This window comes from Paraburkholderia phymatum (assembly GCF_040965635.1).
In the GTDB taxonomy this organism is placed as follows: domain Bacteria; phylum Pseudomonadota; class Gammaproteobacteria; order Burkholderiales; family Burkholderiaceae; genus Paraburkholderia; species Paraburkholderia phymatum_B.
In genome coordinates, this window is sequence record NZ_JBFRCH010000019.1 from 55915 (window position 1) to 71248 (window position 15334).

Sequence of the window (15334 nt, forward strand, 5' to 3'; positions counted from 1 at the left end):
GCACTGCTTGGACAAGGGGCCAACATCCAAACCCTCGGTCACGTTTTCCTGGACCGTCACGGGTGGAAGGACTATGGGCCCTACGTCCACACCTATTGCCGGGATGCATTGCGCTTCTTGGCGGAGCAACCGGACGTGGTGACTCTCGCGGGGCTGGTGGACCTGATCGCGTTCGAGCGGGAGACGGTGACGTGGCTGATCGCGCTCGGCCGACGTCGGCGTCGACACGAGCAGCATGCTCGAACAGCATTTCCTGGAGCGACCGTACTACGCGAACGAACTGGTGCGCGGCGTGCGCAACTGGATGGAGCGTGGCATTTTTTCGTTTCTTGGAGAGGCTGTCGTGCTCGAGCATCTGCTCGAATTCGAAACCTGCAGCTATGCCCCTTTCAGCGAGATCTTTGTGCGGCAGATTATCAAGGATGAGCATGTGCATGTCGCACATGGCTTTCGGATCGTGCGCGATGCCTGCCGTTCGCCGGAGGGTCGCATCGAAGCTCAGGCAGCGCTCGATCGCCTCTGGTCGCACGTGCTCGCGCTTTTCGGGCGTGACGATTCACGCCGCTCGCAGCAGTACGTCAAGCGGGGCCTGCGCAAGACGACCAACGGCGAGCTGCGCAAGGCATTCGTGCACAAAACGCTGCCTAAGCTCACCGCACTTGGCCTTTTGGTGCCCGGGATGACAGCGGCGTCTGCCGAGGTGCACTAACATGAGCCTGCAGAGGGAAATGCACGCGCGCCGCAAAGCGTTGATTGCGGAGCGGATGCCCGCGCTGCTCGCCGAAGATCCGGCGCTCGCGCAGAGGTTTAATGACGTACGTGGCTTTTCGGCGCTCGTGCGCGCGAGCGAATACCACCTGACCAATGCATGCAACATCCGGTGCAAGGGATGTTGGTTCTTTGAGTTCGGGCACGACAAGCACGCGAAGGAAAACAAGGAAATCGACGCTTGGCGCGAGTTCGCGAACGCACAGCGGAAGCGCCGCGTGAATACGGTGCTGCTGATCGGCGGCGAGCCGACACTCTTTCCCGAGCGCGTCGAAGCATTCGTGGGCACGATGCGGTTCGTCTCGATCTCCACCAATGGTCTGAAGCCGCTGCCGAATATCGAGCCGTTCCGCAACGTGACTATATTCATCTCGCTGTTCGGGGGCGCGGCCCGCTCGACGACGAGCTGCGCGCGATCAAGCCGAGCGGTGCGCCGTTCACGGGGCTCTTCGACACTGCGCTGGGGAACTACTATCAGGACCCGCGCGCGACGTTCGTGTACGCGGCCTCGGAGGACGGCATCGCGCATATCGAGCCCACGATCAGGCGCATTCGCGACAACGGGAATGTGGTGAGCCTCAATTTCTACAGCAAGTACAACACCGGTCATCCGCTCAAGATGATGAACGAGCAACGGTTGCTTGCCGAGATGCTTCGCGTGCGAGCGGCCTATCCCGATGTGGTGCTGAATCATCCGGCCCACATCCGGGCGATGGCGACGGGCAACGCCTGGTGCGGCTCGTTCGGTCGCGATACGTGCCCGAGCGTCAGCCAGGATCATCCGGACAATTCGGGGCGGTTGGATAACGGCAACCCGACGCTGCCGTTCTTCAATACCTGGAGGGCAGACCTGCAGACGCTCGAGGTTTGCTGCACTTCGGGACACTGCGACGATTGCCGCGACAGCCAGGCAGTCTACAGTTGGCTGATGGTTAGTCTCGCGAACTCGCTGGAAAGTCTCGATACCCTGCGGACATGGGTGGAGGTTGCCGAGAGCTATTGGCGCCAGTTCATCTGGTCGCCGTATCGCAGCGCGCCGGCGTCTGACAGTGTGCGTGCGCCTGCAGAACCGGCCAGCGAGGGGGTGCCGGCATGAGCGTCAGATCGGCAGGGGGCGGGGCACTCCCCATCTCGATGTGCGCCGCGCATCGTATGGAATGGCAGATGCGCCTGTCGCAAATGGCGATTCTTAACCATCTCGGCGTCCGGATCGATCTTGCCGACGACCACGCGGTACGTCTCGTGCTTGAGCGCATCACGCCCGCGCATGCGGGTGGTCTGGGCACCGAGCGGTTGAACGGTGCGATGATCGCCGGCATGATGGATTGCGCGATGTCGATTGCGGGCATCCTGCACTTTCGCGGAAGAACCTGCGGTACGGTGCAGCTATCGATTCAATTCATGAAGCCTGTGCGCTGCAAGACGCCCGTGGTTGAGTGCCAAGCAGTACGTCGCGCGACGGGCGTCATCTTTCTCGAAGCGAGACTACTTGAAGCGAACGGGCGTTGCGCGGTGATGGCGACCGGCATTGTCGGCGTGACGCGCGTGGGCGCCGAGGATGCGGCCGGCGACGGACGCGAGAATTGGCGGGCGCCGGCCGGCGTCGGCGCGAGGGCATCCCCGGCCGGTGCTCCGCTGGTGCAGGTATGCGAAATGACGGAAGGCTGAAGCCGCGATGCAGCCTACGAGAACGGATTTTCCGCTCACCATCGGCGGCATCTTGGCTCACGCGGTGACCGTGCACGGCCGCATTGAAGATTACCGGGCAACGCGGCGCTGATTTTCAGGAAGGAGTATTCCTCGTCGCGATACATGTAAGCACGGGGTTTGATGACTTTGGTGGGGTTATTGATGCCTTTAACGACGCCGGTATTGAGCGGATGGCGGCAGGATCAGTACGTTGTACGCGTGGCGCCCTTCAATTCCACCATCGGGCGCCACGTAACAGCGCCCGGTCACTGGGTTGGCGTCGCGCGCAAACGGTGCGTGGTCTTCGGCGCAGCGGCCGCCGCCGATGCCGCTTCCGATACGCCGCTCGGACCCGAAGGCACATCGGCGGGACGCGTGGCGGGGCCCGCCGCGTTCGGATACATCGCCATCAGCGTGCGCAGCACGCCGTTCGTCCAGCCGAATCCGTCCTGCAACGGATATTCGCCGCCGCCCGCCGACGTCGTGCCTGCGTTCGCATCGACGTTGTACTTTTCGACCAGCTTGCCCGTGTGCTGGTAGTACGCGACGTTGGTGCGTATCCAGCGCGTCGCGATCTGCTGCGCGAGGTCCGCGTGACCGTAGCGACGCAAGCCCGTCACCGCGAGATATTGCAAAGGCGCCCAGCCGTTCGGCTCGTCCCATTGCTGTCCTGATCGGACCGTCGTCGTCGCGAGGCCGCCGGGACGCAGCAGGCGCGTGCGCACCGTCGCGGCAACCGACGCCGCTTGCGCCTTTGTCGCGATGCCGGAATACAGCGGATAGACGGTCGCCGCGCTGAGCCGGTGCGTAAGCTGATGCTTGACGAAGTCGTAGTCGCCGAATGCGTTCAGCTGCAAATCCCACGCGACGCGGCGAATCGCTTCGGCGCGCACGGCCGCGCGCTGCTCCATGTTTTCCGCGTGCGACGCGTCGCCCTGCACGCGATACGCCTTCGCCAACGTGCGTTCGAGATCGACGAGCAGGGAGTTCAGATCGACGGGGATCAGCGACGTGACCTCGACGGTCGCGAGCGACTTGCCGTCGGCGAACCAGCGCGAACTGAAATCCCAACCCGTTTCGCCGCCCGCGCGCAGGTTGCGCCACAGGTCTTCTGCGTTGCGCTTAGGCGTCTCGTGCGCGGTGACAACGTCTTCCCGATACGATTCGTCGCGCGGCGTGCCGCGTTCGTCCCAATAGCGGTTGAGCAATGTGCCATCGGGCAGACGCACGAGATGACGATATGCGCCGCCGGGCGCGATCTGGTTCTGGCCGTCCATCCAGTAAGCGTATTCTCTGCGCAGCGCGGGCAGATAGTGCAGATAGACCTGATCGCCTTCGCGCTCGGCCGCGAGACGCACCATCTGCGCGAAGAACGGCGGTTGCGACCGGCTGAGATAGTACGTGCGGTTGCCGTTGGGAATGTGGCCGTAGCGGTCGATCAGCGTCGCGAAGTTGTCGAGCTCGTCCTTCAGCAGATCTTCACGGCCGCTTTGCCGAAGACCGAGCATGATGAAGTACGAGTCCCAGTAGTAGATTTCGTCGAAGCGATCGCCGGGGACGATGTACGGATGCGCAAGCGGCAGCAGCGACGACCACGGGCTCGCGTTCGAATCGGGGTCTCGCCGAAGCACGGACCACAGCGTATCGATATGCGCGGTGACGCTCTGGTTCGGATCGGACACGTAGTTTTTCGTTTCTCGCGCGGGCAGCGTGAAGCGCTCGTCGACGAAGTACTTGAGATCGAAATGCGCGTCTGATTTCTGACCGGCATAATCGGCGACGATCTCCTTCGGTGGCACGTTGGGCTCCATATCGGCGAAGGTCTTGCTGTCGGGATAGAGATGCGCGAGTTCGACATCGCGATACAGGTCGCCGTACAAATCCGAAGGCGGAACGGGCACAACGGGCGATGCGTTCCGGGTGCCCCGGGTCGATGCCGACGCTGTAGCGGATGCCGACGCTGTTGCGGATGCACCGGACGATGCTGCGGGTAAGGCCTGCGCGTTGGCGGGCTGCACGTTGAACGCGAGCAGCGCGCCGGCGCACAGGGTGATGCGAACGATGCGGGCGGCGTCGAAGGCTGTGGAACGCATGCGGCGGGCTCGGGGTTGCGGCATCGGAAGGGGCGCTCCTGGTAGTGAAGACCGTTCGAAGACAAGGAGTCGCGCAAGCAAGGTATGTTCCCCGGCGACGGATGTCCGCGCTTTCGAGCAAGAGAGTGGACGAAAGCGCGCGAAAGCGAACAAGAGCGGACGAAAGCCTGCGCACGCGCCATGCGATTAGACGGAAACCTTCGATGACTGTTCAACGGCAAAGCGGGAACAGAAGAGTGATGATCGAGCACGAGACGCGCCGTTTCGCGCGCACGCCGGCGGGCTGCGTGCCCGGCTACGGCGCCGCGCGGCTCGCGACTTTGCCCGAAGGCGATGTGATGAATCGTGTGCGCCGTGCATGCGTGGTCTGGCGCACGTCCCACTTCGGCAACGCTAACACCCTCGCGAGCGAGCGACTATCCATTGATGAGGTCCGGGCATTGCGTTGGCCGTATCGAGCGGACGTGTGTCGAACATGACTTCGACGTTAGCAAACGACATTACCCGAAGGCCGCGCGAGCTTGCGCTCGCTTCAATCGATTGAAGTAGCAACGATCGGACAAGGAGTTGAAACATGAAAGACTCTTGCGCTCGCTCTTGCACTTGCTGGTTTCGCCGGGCTGGCTGCGCCCGTGGCCTCTTACGCGAAGTTCGATCTGAACGCCGACTACTATCGCGCCGAAGATCGCGTGCGGAATACGTCGGGCGATCCGATAGACGCTGCGCGGCAGGCGGAGCATGGCCACGCGTCGGCGACTTCGAGCCAGTAGTGTTTTGCGGTAGTTTCTGTTTGCGGCCGATCGATTCCCGCTGCCCGCCGCGACGAAATCCCTGCTTCGCCAAAGCGTCCTTGCATCTCGATGGCCGATTCCTTCAACCCGGCCGCCGTTACCACGCAGGCGCCTACAACACCCTGGCCGAAAGAATCTATTGACCACAAGGAAGGAATATCGGTGCGGGGTGTGGGCGATAATCGAGAGCCTCTTACATCAGTCAAGCGTCACGCATGCCGTACCCCGACCAGCGCAACTCGAAGGGGAAAAGAATCCAGCCAGGATTCAATCGAATGAATGAGCGTTTTTACAATCCGGGCTCGCGTTTTTCACGGAAAATGCAGCATCGGATCTGCCCCTCAATCATTTCGTTCAATCTCATGTCGACACCCAATCGCGCCAATAGCCGCCGTTCGCTGACTCTGCTCCAATTGCTCTCTTTCGTAGGCATCTCTGCTGTGCTGTGCAGCGCCCTGCTGCGTCACTTCTACTAGACGGCGGCTGGCAAGACACGCCGCTCGCCTGTCGTTCACTTCGCATGTACAAGAAAGCCACTGCTGTAGAAATCCAGTTCTCTCCCGACCGGCTCAACGATGGCGCCGGCGATCCCTTCTGGATCGACCTGAATCTGACGGAAGCGACAGCCCTGCATCAGGCGCTGCAACGCTATCTCGACACGCTAGCCGGTGAGCGGCCAACACCGCTCGTCGTGTCGCTCGACCGCGACAACAGCGCGGCAGCCGCGGAATCGCGCGGATCGAATGACGGGACGCAAGCGCCGTCTTCGAAAGACGAATTCAAGCAGTGGGTATGCGTGATTTGCGGCTGGATTTACGACGAGGCAGCCGGCGTGCCCGAAGAAGGCATCGCGCCCGGCACTCGCTGGGCGGACGTGCCGGAAAGCTGGCGCTGTCCGCTCTGCGATGTCGGCAAGCAAGACTTTGTGCTCGTGGAATTCTGAGCAGGGGTCAGTGTCCCGTTGACGCCAGCGTTCGCGTGCACTCCCTGACCATCGACCGATAGATCGGATCGGCGACGCGGCGCTGAAAATACTCGACGAGCGTATCGTTCGCGTTCGGTCTGAGCCGAACGCCGATCGCGATGCCGCGAAACAGCGACTGCGCCTCGATCCTGACCGTGCCGTTCGCGCGCACCTCGCTGAAATGCCGCACGCTCGCTTGCCAGCGGCCGGCGATGCATCCCTCCACATCCGATACCGTCTGCTCCGTTTGCGTCGAGTAGTTCGGCGCCAGTGAAAAGAGACTGTCCTTGTGTGAGCACGCGACGAGCGCCACGCACACGATCGCGGCGACAGCAAGATAAGAGAGGTTCAATTTTCGGTCCGTCAGGGCAATTGAAGCGCGTAGAGAGCTTGTGAAACGCGCGCGGCGATAAGAGCCAGCGAGAGCGAGTATACTTTCGCGCGTTGAATGTTTCGCGACGCATCTGCATCGCATTGAATTTCGAAGCGCCATTCGGAATGAAAAGCGCGGAATGAAAAGCGCGGAATGAAAAGCGCGGAATGAAAAGCGCGGAATGAAAAGCATCATCGCCGTATCTGGCATCCTGGGCCTCATCTGGTTCTGCTCGACTGCCTTTTCGCAGTCGCAGCCTCAAACCGACGTACCCGACGACTACGCGTATCTCACGCGTCTTCACGTGCGTTCCGCCGTCATCAACTGTATTGCCGAACTCGACCGCTGGGTTCGCACTACGTCACGCTATGACATGTTTCTCGCGCCCGATCGGCGCGTGCTGAAAGCCAACGTCGACGGCGGCAGTGGGATTTTCTCCGGCAGCAATGGCGCTCAATCCGTCGAGTCGACGGTGACGATGCGCGCGTTTGCCCGTCTGCGCAGCAAGCAGTCGTGGATTCCCGTCGTCGCGAAGTGCGGGATCTGGCGCGAGCATGTGGTCGGCGTGTCGCTGCGGAAATACGAGGGCCATACGCCCGTCGTGAGTTGACGCGCGCGAGGTCTAATCGCCGCGATCCTTCAGCTTGAATCCCGCCGACGGGCCATATAACAGCCGATGCTTCGGGGCGAGCAGATCGTAGTCGCGCAACGCGGACAAGTAGGACGGCCCGTGAATGATGGCCGGCGACGGCGTCGTTGTGCGATGCCGTTCGGGCGGGGGCGGCGGCTGCAGGAGCGCCGGGTCGAAGCCGGAACTGGACGGCAGGTTGGCGAGCACGATAGCCTGCGAGCCCGCGCCAGCCGAATGGACTCCGGCTGCGGCAAATGCTGCCATCCACGCTGTGAGCAGAACGACGTAAGATTTCATTTGCAACCGGAAATGCGCACACTGATTCGTCGGCGCATCTTTGCGCACCATGCGCCAATCCGCCGCGATGATTCGATATTAGTCACGCGGTGACATAATTTCAACCAGTACCCGACATCGATGGAGTCTCCCATGGCAGCACGTCCCGCCGCTGCGGTCGAAGCCCCGACCAAGCAGGATCTGGAGGCGATGTCCGCGTTCCGTTACCAGTTGCGGCGCTTCCTGCGTTTTTCCGAGGAGGTGACGCATACGGCCGGCATCACGCCGTTGCAGTATCAGCTGATGCTGCATGTGCAGGGCATCGAAGGGCGCGACTGGGCGACGGTCGGCGAGCTTGCGGAGCGTCTGCAGGCCGCGCCTCACGGCACGGTGGCGCTCGTGTCGCGCTGCGAGTCGGCGGGGCTCGTCGCGCGCAAGACGAGCCGCAGCGACCGCCGCCAGGTGGAGGTGCATCTGACGTCCAGGGGCGAACGCCTTCTGCTCCGGCTGGCTGCCTTGCACAAGTCCGAGATGGAGGCATTCGGCTGGGCATTCAATGGCGGGTTCGAAGGCGCGTGAACTCGCGCCTTCGCCGTTTTGCGCAGCGCCGTCGCGATGAATGGCACAGCGTGACGTATTCGCCGTCGGTTAGTGCGTAGCCCGTCATCCAAGTTCGTCGATCATCAGCCGCGCGGCGGGCGATAACATGGAAATACGCCGCGTCACGATTCCATAGGGTTCGGTACGGGACCGCACTTCAATTGCAAGCGTCCGTACAAGGCCATGACGGGACAGCATCGCGGCCATGTCGCACGGCATCAGGCGAAACGAGTACCGGGTCGCGCTGCAGCATCAGCACCGTCGTCATCGTCGACGCGGTTTCGATCGAGTGAGGCGGCACCGGGAGTCGTGCTTCCTCGAACTCGCGTTCGAACAGCGATTTCGCGCAGCGCCTTCGTTGCGTCGGGCTGGGCGACGCAGTGCAGCGAGCGGTGCTCGTCGAGCGCGATCAGAAGACGCAGTTGCTTGAGCCGCAGACGCGCGGCAATCGAATCGACATTCGGCAGCATAGGCTATTGTGTTCTCAGTTTTTCCATCAGGAAGTCCACGAAGCAGCGCACGCGCGACGACAGATGCCGCGCATGCGGATACAGCAGCACGAACGGTCGCATGCGGCCTCCGTAGGGCGTGAGCACTTCGCGCAGCGTTCCATCCCGGAGGTCGCGCTCCGCGACGAATCGATAGGTCTGGAACAGGCCCGCTCCGTGGCGCGCGAGGGTGACGCCCGCCAGCACGTCGCCGGACGTGCTGTATCCGCCGCGCGTCATCATCTCCACTTCTTCGCCTTCTCGCATGAAGAGCCACGGCAGATTGCGCCCCGTGCTCGGCAACGCGTACTGAATGCACTCGTGGTTGATCAGATCGTCGGGAGTCTCCAGCTTGCCCACCGATTTCAGATAGGCCGGCGAAGCCACGACGACGAGCTCGGCATCTTCGAGCGTGCGCGCGATCAGTCCGGAGTCGTCGGGCGCGCGGCCTCGTATGGCGAGATCGAAGCCTTCGTCGGCGAAGTCGATATTGCGATTGCTTAGATGCGTCTCGACGGTCACGCCCGGATAGCGCGCGCGGAATTCGGCCATCAGCGGCAGCACGCGATAGTGGCTATACGGCGTCGGCATGCTGATGCGCAAGACGCCCGTGGGCGTGCTCTGCTGTCCCGTCACTTCGCGCTCGGCGTCGGCAAGCTGGTTGAGCGCCTGACGACATTGCTCGAAGTAGCGGCGACCGGCATCCGTGAGCCTGATCTGTCTCGTCGTGCGCACGAAGAGCCGCACGCCGAGACGCGACTCCAGGCGCGCGACGGACCGGCTCACGGCAGCGGGCGTCACGCTCGCTGCCGTCGCGGCGACCGTGAAGCTCTCCAGTTCGGCCGCGAGGCAGAACAGTTCGATACTGCCCAGAAGAACGTCTTCGAATTGACGCTGCATGGCCTTTCCATGATCTGGATGCGCTGCTCGTTTTGCCTGACGCAAAGGCACGGCGCGGTGCAGCGGATGGTTGACGAAAGGTCCGCAGAGGATAGCAGGTCTTGCAGCATGGGCCGGCGCGTAGTGCGAGCGCGCGTGCGTCACGGCTCGCGATACGACGAGCCATTGCTGCCGCAACGGTTCGCGAGTTGCCCGATCTGTTCCCGCCGCTCAACAGTGTCTTGACTGGCAACCGGTTGACCGGTCTTTGCCCGATAACCGATCATCCCATGTAAAGAGGCTATGCTTGCAGGAGCATGTGCAGCCGAAAGCACAGACCTTCGACTATCCGCTCGGGCGTGTGAATCACAGGCGGCACGGTCTCCAACTTACGCGATGAGGTCATCAGATGAGCAATCGTTTCGAAGACAAGCCGCTTCTCAAGCTGCTTGGCATCAGCAAGCCGATCATCCAGGCGCCCATGGCGGGTACCAGCACGCCTGCGCTCGCCGCGGCCGTTTCGAATGCCGGCGGCCTTGGATCGCTCGGCGTGGGCGCGATGAATGCCGAGGCCGCGCGAAAGGCAATCCGCGATACGCGCGCTTTGACCAACGCGCCTTTCAACATCAACGTCTTCTGCCATGAACCCGCAACCGCCAACGCGAAAGTCGAAAAGGAATGGTTGAACTGGCTTGCTCCGCACTTCGAGAAGTACGGCGCGAGCGCGCCTGAAAAGCTCAGCGAGATCTATACGAGCTTCGTCGAAGATCAGGCGATGCTCGACTTGTTTCTGGAGGAAAAGCCCGCTGTTGTCAGCTTTCATTTCGGCTTGCCTTCGAAAGAGATCATCAAGGCGCTGAAGGACGCGGACATCAAGCTGCTGGCGTCAGCGACGAATCTGGACGAGGCGTCGGCCGTCGCCGATGCGGGCGTCGATGCGCTGGTCGCGCAAGGTGTCGAAGCGGGCGGACATCGCGGCGTGTTCGATACGCAAGCCTTCGACGAAGGCCTGGGCACGTTCGCGCTCACGCGCCTCTTCGTGCAGAAAATCGATCTGCCCGTGATCGCAGCGGGCGGGATCATGGACGGCGCGGGCATCGCGGCGGCGCTCGCGCTCGGCGCGCAGGCGGCGCAACTCGGCACCGCATTCGTCCCGTGCCCGGAGACGTCGATCGACGAAGGCTACCGCCGCGCGATTCTCGGCGATCCGGCGTATCACACGGTTTTGACCTCGGCGATTTCCGGGCGGCCTGCGCGTAGCATGATGAACAGGTTCACGGAACTCGGCCGCTCGGCGGATCGTCCGGCGACGCCGTCTTATCCGATCACCTACGACGCGGGCAAGGCGCTGCATGCCGCCGCGAAAGCAAAGGGCGAGTTCGGTTATGGCGCGCAGTGGGGCGGCCAGGCGGCCGCGCTCGCCCGCTCGCTGCCCGCCGCCGACCTGATTGCCCAGTTGGAAACGGAACTCTTCGAGGCCATCCGTCGCTTGCAGCAGTTCGCGTCCTGAAGAAACGGATCGGCGCGAGATGGGAGACCAGACTAGCTATGCGGAAGCCGGCGAGAACATGCGCGACATCGGCGCTACGGTGTTGTCGATCAATGTCGGCTTGATCCAGCCTCTCGACGTCGGGCTTTCTTCGGAAGGGCTGCAAGTCGAGTCGGCGATACGCAAGCGCGCGATTAGCAGCGCGAGTGAAGGCGCGATCGTCGAAGTGAGGAAGCTGGGTATCGTCGGCGACGAGCAGGCGGACCTCAGCGTTCACGCCGGGCTCGACAAGGCCGTCTATCTGTACCCGATCGAGCACTACGCGTGGTGGCGTGAACGGCGCATCGAGGCGGACGTCCCGCATGCCGACAGACCGCTCGAATTCGGCGCGCTGGGTGAGAACCTGACGACACAGGGCGTGCTCGAAACAGACCTGTGGGTCGGCGACGTGCTCGTCATTGATGAAGTCAGGCTGCGCGTCGAAGCGCCACGTAGCCCCTGTTTCAAGCTGAACGCCGTGATGGGCTACAGGCGCGCGGTAAAGCACATGTACCTGAGCGGATTTGCGGGCGTCTATCTGAGCGTCGTGCAAACGGGATGGGTGCGAGCGGGTTCGCGTATCGGACTCGTGCCGGGGCGTCGCGAGGAGTCGATCAGCAGCATGCTCGATTTGCGCCGCGGCCGCGCGCGTAGAGAGCCCTGAACGAAACCGCGCGGGCCATTGCGCGGAGAACCTTTAAGTCTCTTCGCGCAATGGCCCGCAACTGGCTGCTTCAATGTTATGCCGGCACTCAGCCCGGCTTCTTCGCTTTCTGCCGACGATATTCGTCGACAGGCAGCCCGCCCCATCCCCAGTTCTCCGTCTCGACTTCCTGAATGACGACGAATGTCGCTTCGAGCGGCTTGTTGAGCACGTTGAGCAGCAACTCGCTGGCGCCCTTGATCAGTTGCGCCTTCTCTTCCGGCGTCACCGCATTCGTGCCGGGCTTGTTTCCTTCACGAGTAACCTGAATGGTCACGATAGGCATGAGAATCTCCGTGATGTTAAGCGGATGAGGCACCGCTGCCGGCGCCTCGCCGTTGTCCTTAGTGGCCTGCGCTCTGGCCGCCGTCGACGTGCAGGATCTCGCCCGTCACGAACGGCGCGGAATCGAGGTACACGACGGCGTCGACGATGTCGCGCATTTCACCCATATGGCCGACGGGATGCAGCGCGCCCAGTGCTTCATGCGTTTCCGGCGCGTGCATCGGCGACTTGATGATGCCCGGCGAGACGGCATTCGCGCGAATACCCGTCTTCGCGTATTCGATTGCGAGCGATCTGGTGGCCGCATTCAGGCCGCCCTTCGTCAGCGACGCGAGCACCGAAGGCACGCCGGAAATTGCATGATCGACGAGACTCGTCGTGATCTGCAACACATGGCCGCTTTTGTTCTTTTCCATCTCGGCGATTGCGAGCTGCGTGATATGGAAGAAGCCGTTCACATTGACATTCAGGATGGAAGCATAGTCTTCAGCCGTGTATTGCGTGAACGGCTTCGCGATGAAGATGCCCGCGTTGTTGATCAGCGTATCGACGCGGCCGAAGCGTTCGACGGCTTCGGAGACGGCACGCTTCGCCACTTCGCGATCGCCAATGTCGCCGGCGACTGTGACGATGTTCGGATCGTCGGAGGATTTGATCGAACGCGCGATCGCGACGACGCGATAGTCGCGCTCACGGAAGGCTTTGACGAGTTCCGCACCGATACCTTGCGATGCGCCAGTGACGATAACGACCTTTTGCGAGTTGCTCATGATTGACCTCGATATGTGGGTGGCATTTGCCGTCGGGAATCGACAGCGCCGTTAGGTCGTCAATCTAGGCTTCCTCGATCCGCTTGCGTACACCCGCAGCGGACAAACAGTTTTGACGCATGGGAACAAATGCGGATGCTTTGCGCACTCCCGCCAATAGCCGACGGGCGGCGCCCGCGGGCGCGGACGGCGCGGATATGGCTGCGCCAAACGGTGTGTCAGTGGGGCGATTATTGACGTTGCGTCATAACGGTGCGGAGCGCTGGGCGTCGTACAAATACGAGGCCGGGGCGGTGCAATGTGCGGTCTGTGCTTTTTCTGGAATTCACTGGTGCGGAATTCCGCCACTAATTGAGCGAAGCGGGCGAAGCGCTATTTCACTCGCGGTGATGGCACGCATCATCAAACATCATTTTACTTGATCGACCCGCGCTTCTATCGTTGAGCAAAAGAGGAAGAGCGCAGCGCAATGCGCCTAACCCGTAACGAGATACAGGAGACATCGTGGTCGATTCCACTGCGCATGACGACGTCCGGCGGTCGCCGGCATTCGAACAACTGGTCGCCCGGCGACGCAGGCTCGTGACATGGCTTACGTTGGGCACTCTGCTGCCGTACTACGCGTTTGTGTTCATTGCGGGGTTCGCACCGCAAGTGCTTGCCACGCGGCTTTATCCAGGAAGTGTGATTACGATAGGCTGGCCTGTCGGTGCGGTGTTGATTGTCGGAACGTGGGTTTTGACGGGTATCTATATTCGGCGCGCAAACGGAGAGTTCGACCAATTGACCGCTCGGATTCTCGCGGGAGGCGCTCGATGAAGCAGCCGATCAGAATCGCAGTCGCTGTGCTCACGGCTTTCGTTGCGCGAGCGGCGATGGCCACGCCGGAAGCGTTGGAGAAAGTACAGAAGCAGCCGCTCAACACCACCGCGATCGCGATGTTCGTCGTGTTCGTGATCGCGACGCTAGGCATCACGTACTGGTCCGCATCGAAGACGAAGTCGATGAAGGACTTCTACAACGCCGGCGGCGGCATTACCGGATTTCAGAACGGTCTCGCGCTCGCAGGCGACTACATGTCGGCGGCGGCTTTGCTCGGACTGACGAGCATGATCTTTTTCAACGGCTACGACGGCATGCTTTACGCGGTGAGCTTCTTTGTCGCGTGGCCGCTGTTGATGTTTCTCTTTGCCGAACGCATCAGAAACCTGGGGCAAGTCACTATCGCCGATATTGCGTCGTTCCGATTGGACCAGCAGAGAATACGGACACTGATGGCGTTCGGTTCGTTGACGGTCGTCTGCTTTTATCTGGTCGTGCAGATGGTGGGCGCGGGGCAGCTCATTCAGCTTCTATTCGGGCTCCAATACAACTACGCGGTCGTGGTGGTCGGCATTCTGATGGCCGTGTATGTGACGTTCGGCGGAATGGTCGCGACGACCTGGGTGCAAATCATCAAGGCCGTGCTGATGCTGTTCGGCGCAAGCCTGCTGGCGATATTGTCGTTGAGTCATTTCGGCTTTTCGATCGATAACATGTTCGAACAGGCAATCGCCGCGCACAAGAGCGGAAGCGGCATCATGCTGCCGAGCAAACTCGTGGCCGATCCGTTCGAGATGCTTTCGCTGTCGGTGGGGCTGGTGTTCGGCACATCGGGACTGCCTCACATCCTGATGCGCTTCTTTACCGTGCCCGATGCAAAGGAAGCGCGCAAGTCCGTGTTCGTCGCGACAGGGTTCATCGGATACTTCTTCCTGGTCGTCACCGTACTTGGCACTGCCGCGATCGTCATCGTCGGGCGCAACCCCGCCTTCTATGAACACGGCGTACTCGGCGGAAAACTGATCGGCGGCGGCAATATGCCTGTGATGCATCTGGCCAAGGCCGTGGGCGGCGATTTCGTGCTCGGCTTTCTGTCCGCCGTCGCGTTTGCAACCATTCTGGCTGTCGTAGCGGGGCTCACGATGGCGGGTACCTCGGCGATCTCGCATGACCTCTACGCGATGGTGATCAAGCGAAACAACGCCGATGCCGCGCAGGAAAAACGCGTGTCGAGAGTTGCCTCGATCGCGATCGCCGGTGTCGCGATTCTGCTCGGCATTCTTTTCAAGGATCAGAACGTCGCGTTTCTGGTGGCGCTGACATTCAGCGTCGCGGCATCCGTCAACTTTCCGATTCTGACGTTGGCGATTTACTGGAAAGGCTTGACGACTCGCGGTGCGCTGATGGGCGGCATCGCTGGCCTCGTGAGCGCGGTGAGCCTCGTCGTGCTTTCTCCCGCTGTGTGGATGAAAGTACTCGGGCACGCGACGGCGATCTTTCCGTACGACTACCCCGCCATCGTTTCAATGACCATCGCGTTCTTCTTCGCGTGGATGGGCTCGCTTACCGATCAGGGCGCGCGAGCATCGAGAGAGCGGGAGAAGTTCGACAATCAGTTCGTTCGCGCTCAAACAGGCATTGGCTCTTCGGGTGCGGTCGGTCATTAACTATTGA

The 15334-nt window shown here is 61.7% G+C and carries 20 protein-coding genes; 13 read left to right on the forward strand and 7 right to left on the reverse strand.

Annotated features, from left to right (window positions below; translation table 11 throughout):
- Positions 1-235: 235 nt before the first annotated feature.
- From AB4Y32_RS26445 to AB4Y32_RS26460, 4 genes are all read left to right on the forward strand, one after another.
- Positions 236-709 carry a Phenylacetic acid catabolic protein gene (locus AB4Y32_RS26445; RefSeq protein WP_368724190.1) on the forward strand — a complete coding sequence of 158 codons (474 nt, stop codon included), beginning with the start codon at positions 236-238 and terminating at the stop codon, positions 707-709.
- A gap of 55 nt (positions 710-764) precedes the next feature.
- Complete coding sequence (locus tag AB4Y32_RS26450; protein WP_368724191.1) at positions 765-1343, forward strand: radical SAM protein; 579 nt, start codon at positions 765-767, stop codon at positions 1341-1343.
- Complete coding sequence (locus tag AB4Y32_RS26455) at positions 1340-1864, forward strand: hypothetical protein (RefSeq protein WP_368724192.1); 525 nt, start codon at positions 1340-1342, stop codon at positions 1862-1864. The genes AB4Y32_RS26450 and AB4Y32_RS26455 overlap by 4 nt, the downstream gene beginning before the upstream one ends.
- A 68-nt stretch (positions 1865-1932) precedes the next feature.
- Positions 1933-2436: a PaaI family thioesterase gene (locus AB4Y32_RS26460; protein ID WP_368724193.1), complete on the forward strand. Its 504-nt coding sequence runs from the start codon at positions 1933-1935 to the stop codon at positions 2434-2436.
- A gap of 287 nt (positions 2437-2723) precedes the next feature.
- On the opposite strand, the gene treF is transcribed toward AB4Y32_RS26460, so the two are convergent.
- A complete protein-coding gene (gene treF / locus AB4Y32_RS26470; protein ID WP_368724194.1) occupies positions 2724-4550 on the reverse strand; it encodes an alpha,alpha-trehalase TreF in 1827 nt (608 codons plus the stop codon).
- Between the two features lie 632 nt (positions 4551-5182).
- On the opposite strand from treF, the gene AB4Y32_RS26475 reads away from it, so the two are divergent.
- The 3 genes from AB4Y32_RS26475 (at position 5183) to AB4Y32_RS26485 (ending at position 6284) form a co-directional block, all read left to right on the forward strand.
- Entirely contained in the window at positions 5183-5320 is a 138-nt protein-coding gene (locus AB4Y32_RS26475) for a hypothetical protein (protein ID WP_368724195.1), read from the forward strand.
- A 296-nt stretch (positions 5321-5616) separates the two neighbouring features.
- The gene (locus tag AB4Y32_RS26480; RefSeq protein ID WP_368724196.1) at positions 5617-5817 is read left to right on the forward strand and encodes a hypothetical protein; all 201 of its coding nucleotides are present in this window, start codon (positions 5617-5619) and stop codon (positions 5815-5817) included.
- Positions 5818-5861: 44 nt separating this feature from the next.
- A complete protein-coding gene (locus AB4Y32_RS26485) occupies positions 5862-6284 on the forward strand; it encodes a rubredoxin (RefSeq protein WP_368724197.1) in 423 nt (140 codons plus the stop codon).
- A 7-nt stretch (positions 6285-6291) separates the two neighbouring features.
- On the opposite strand, the gene AB4Y32_RS26490 is transcribed toward AB4Y32_RS26485, so the two are convergent.
- Complete coding sequence (locus tag AB4Y32_RS26490) at positions 6292-6657, reverse strand: hypothetical protein (protein ID WP_368724198.1); 366 nt, start codon at positions 6655-6657, stop codon at positions 6292-6294.
- Positions 6658-6859: 202 nt separating this feature from the next.
- On the opposite strand from AB4Y32_RS26490, the gene AB4Y32_RS26495 reads away from it, so the two are divergent.
- Complete coding sequence (locus AB4Y32_RS26495) at positions 6860-7288, forward strand: BspC domain-containing protein (protein ID WP_368724199.1); 429 nt, start codon at positions 6860-6862, stop codon at positions 7286-7288.
- Between the two features lie 12 nt (positions 7289-7300).
- Here the strand turns inward: AB4Y32_RS26495 and AB4Y32_RS26500 are convergent, their stop codons facing one another.
- Positions 7301-7606, reverse strand: a complete 306-nt coding sequence (locus AB4Y32_RS26500; RefSeq protein WP_368724200.1) for a hypothetical protein — start codon at positions 7604-7606, stop codon at positions 7301-7303.
- A 132-nt stretch (positions 7607-7738) separates the two neighbouring features.
- On the opposite strand from AB4Y32_RS26500, the gene AB4Y32_RS26505 reads away from it, so the two are divergent.
- The gene (locus AB4Y32_RS26505) at positions 7739-8164 is read left to right on the forward strand and encodes a MarR family winged helix-turn-helix transcriptional regulator (protein ID WP_368724201.1); all 426 of its coding nucleotides are present in this window, start codon (positions 7739-7741) and stop codon (positions 8162-8164) included.
- Positions 8165-8403: 239 nt separating this feature from the next.
- Here AB4Y32_RS26505 and AB4Y32_RS26510 read toward each other — a convergent pair whose 3' ends face one another.
- Positions 8404-8655: a hypothetical protein gene (locus AB4Y32_RS26510; RefSeq protein WP_368724202.1), complete on the reverse strand. Its 252-nt coding sequence runs from the start codon at positions 8653-8655 to the stop codon at positions 8404-8406.
- A 3-nt stretch (positions 8656-8658) separates the two neighbouring features.
- A complete protein-coding gene (locus AB4Y32_RS26515) occupies positions 8659-9573 on the reverse strand; it encodes a LysR family transcriptional regulator (protein WP_368724203.1) in 915 nt (304 codons plus the stop codon).
- A 388-nt stretch (positions 9574-9961) separates the two neighbouring features.
- Between AB4Y32_RS26515 and AB4Y32_RS26520 the strand changes: the two genes are divergently transcribed.
- The gene (locus AB4Y32_RS26520) at positions 9962-11062 is read left to right on the forward strand and encodes an NAD(P)H-dependent flavin oxidoreductase (RefSeq protein ID WP_368724204.1); all 1101 of its coding nucleotides are present in this window, start codon (positions 9962-9964) and stop codon (positions 11060-11062) included.
- Between the two features lie 19 nt (positions 11063-11081).
- On the forward strand, positions 11082-11744 hold the full coding sequence (locus tag AB4Y32_RS26525; RefSeq protein ID WP_368724205.1) for an MOSC domain-containing protein: 663 nt from the start codon (positions 11082-11084) through the stop codon (positions 11742-11744).
- A gap of 88 nt (positions 11745-11832) precedes the next feature.
- Here AB4Y32_RS26525 and AB4Y32_RS26530 read toward each other — a convergent pair whose 3' ends face one another.
- The gene (locus AB4Y32_RS26530; RefSeq protein ID WP_090869305.1) at positions 11833-12069 is read right to left on the reverse strand and encodes a tautomerase family protein; all 237 of its coding nucleotides are present in this window, start codon (positions 12067-12069) and stop codon (positions 11833-11835) included.
- A gap of 58 nt (positions 12070-12127) precedes the next feature.
- Positions 12128-12838 carry an SDR family NAD(P)-dependent oxidoreductase gene (locus AB4Y32_RS26535; RefSeq protein ID WP_368724206.1) on the reverse strand — a complete coding sequence of 237 codons (711 nt, stop codon included), beginning with the start codon at positions 12836-12838 and terminating at the stop codon, positions 12128-12130.
- A 582-nt stretch (positions 12839-13420) separates the two neighbouring features.
- On the opposite strand from AB4Y32_RS26535, the gene AB4Y32_RS26540 reads away from it, so the two are divergent.
- A complete protein-coding gene (locus AB4Y32_RS26540) occupies positions 13421-13657 on the forward strand; it encodes a DUF485 domain-containing protein (RefSeq protein ID WP_439899850.1) in 237 nt (78 codons plus the stop codon).
- The gene (locus AB4Y32_RS26545) at positions 13654-15327 is read left to right on the forward strand and encodes a cation acetate symporter (RefSeq protein WP_368724208.1); all 1674 of its coding nucleotides are present in this window, start codon (positions 13654-13656) and stop codon (positions 15325-15327) included. The genes AB4Y32_RS26540 and AB4Y32_RS26545 overlap by 4 nt, the downstream gene beginning before the upstream one ends.
- Positions 15328-15334 lie beyond the last annotated feature (7 nt).

What these genes read in the sequence shown, in the direction of transcription:
- AB4Y32_RS26450 (WP_368724191.1), top strand. Translation starts at nt 765, where the DNA reads ATGCCCGCGCTGCTCGCCGAAGATCCGGCGCTCGCGCAGAGGTTTAAT.
- AB4Y32_RS26445 (WP_368724190.1), top strand. Translation starts at nt 236, where the DNA reads ATGCTCGAACAGCATTTCCTGGAGCGACCGTACTACGCGAACGAACTG.
- AB4Y32_RS26525 (WP_368724205.1), top strand. Translation starts at nt 11,082, where the DNA reads ATGGGAGACCAGACTAGCTATGCGGAAGCCGGCGAGAACATGCGCGAC.
- treF (WP_368724194.1), bottom strand. Translation starts at nt 4,550, where the DNA reads ATGCGTTCCACAGCCTTCGACGCCGCCCGCATCGTTCGCATCACCCTG.
- AB4Y32_RS26495 (WP_368724199.1), top strand. Translation starts at nt 6,860, where the DNA reads ATGAAAAGCATCATCGCCGTATCTGGCATCCTGGGCCTCATCTGGTTC.
- AB4Y32_RS26545 (WP_368724208.1), top strand. Translation starts at nt 13,654, where the DNA reads ATGAAGCAGCCGATCAGAATCGCAGTCGCTGTGCTCACGGCTTTCGTT.
- AB4Y32_RS26480 (WP_368724196.1), top strand. Translation starts at nt 5,617, where the DNA reads ATGAATGAGCGTTTTTACAATCCGGGCTCGCGTTTTTCACGGAAAATG.
- AB4Y32_RS26510 (WP_368724202.1), bottom strand. Translation starts at nt 8,655, where the DNA reads ATGCTGCCGAATGTCGATTCGATTGCCGCGCGTCTGCGGCTCAAGCAA.
- AB4Y32_RS26530 (WP_090869305.1), bottom strand. Translation starts at nt 12,069, where the DNA reads ATGCCTATCGTGACCATTCAGGTTACTCGTGAAGGAAACAAGCCCGGC.
- AB4Y32_RS26460 (WP_368724193.1), top strand. Translation starts at nt 1,933, where the DNA reads ATGCGCCTGTCGCAAATGGCGATTCTTAACCATCTCGGCGTCCGGATC.
- AB4Y32_RS26505 (WP_368724201.1), top strand. Translation starts at nt 7,739, where the DNA reads ATGGCAGCACGTCCCGCCGCTGCGGTCGAAGCCCCGACCAAGCAGGAT.
- AB4Y32_RS26520 (WP_368724204.1), top strand. Translation starts at nt 9,962, where the DNA reads ATGAGCAATCGTTTCGAAGACAAGCCGCTTCTCAAGCTGCTTGGCATC.
- AB4Y32_RS26535 (WP_368724206.1), bottom strand. Translation starts at nt 12,838, where the DNA reads ATGAGCAACTCGCAAAAGGTCGTTATCGTCACTGGCGCATCGCAAGGT.
- AB4Y32_RS26515 (WP_368724203.1), bottom strand. Translation starts at nt 9,573, where the DNA reads ATGCAGCGTCAATTCGAAGACGTTCTTCTGGGCAGTATCGAACTGTTC.
- AB4Y32_RS26500 (WP_368724200.1), bottom strand. Translation starts at nt 7,606, where the DNA reads ATGAAATCTTACGTCGTTCTGCTCACAGCGTGGATGGCAGCATTTGCC.
- AB4Y32_RS26485 (WP_368724197.1), top strand. Translation starts at nt 5,862, where the DNA reads ATGTACAAGAAAGCCACTGCTGTAGAAATCCAGTTCTCTCCCGACCGG.